This is a genomic window from Streptomyces beijiangensis, from assembly GCF_017315755.1.
Lineage (GTDB): Bacteria > Actinomycetota > Actinomycetes > Streptomycetales > Streptomycetaceae > Streptomyces > Streptomyces beijiangensis.
The window spans coordinates 1-653 of record NZ_JAFLRJ010001046.1; the positions used below are offsets into that span (position 1 = coordinate 1).

General features: G+C 72.3%; 1 protein-coding gene. It reads right to left on the reverse strand.

Annotated elements, in window-relative coordinates; translation table 11 throughout:
* Window positions 1-497 (reverse strand): hypothetical protein (locus tag J0695_RS40475; protein ID WP_206969793.1); only part of this gene is annotated, 497 nt, incomplete at its 3' end.
* Window positions 498-653 lie beyond the last annotated feature (156 nt).

A 653-nucleotide genomic window follows, 5' to 3' on the forward strand; every position in this document is an offset into this window, starting at 1 on the left:
CCCTCCCGCTCCCCGAGCTGCCGCCGGCACTCCTCGCCCAGCTCCGGATAGACGGCGGCGATGGCCCCGTACACCCGTCTCCGCAACAGGGCCTCGGCCTCGTCGCGCCCTGCGTCGTCCACCAGCCCCTTGAGCAGATCGTCGTAGCGAGTCAGCGCATGGCGCAGGTAGTTGACCATCCACCGGGCGAGCGCGGGCGGGTCGGCGTCCGCCACGGTGGCCGGATCGGGTACGTACCTCCCACGCCCCCGTCCGTACTGCTCGTCCAGCAGATTCCGGTGCCGGACGGCCCGCTCGGCCAGGGTCCGCGGAGCGAGCCGCGGCACCACGATGGGCGTGGCCCGGACCATCGCCAGCAGCGCCGCACCCCGGCCCCCGCCCCCGTCACGGACAGTGGCAACACCTCGCCGCAGCGCGGCCCGCCGGGCTGCGGCGAACTTCGTCCCCCGCTCCACCACCTCGACGCGGTCGGCCCCGTACAACCGCACCGCGGGCATGGCGCGATCCCGGGCATTACGCCCCCAAAGGTCAGGATCCCCCAGCAGATTCCGCACTATGGCCGATGTCCACCCCTGCCCCCGAAACCCCGCCAACGACACATTCCTGCCCCTGTCCACCATCGGATCCCCCACTCACCGGTTACGGATTGTGAC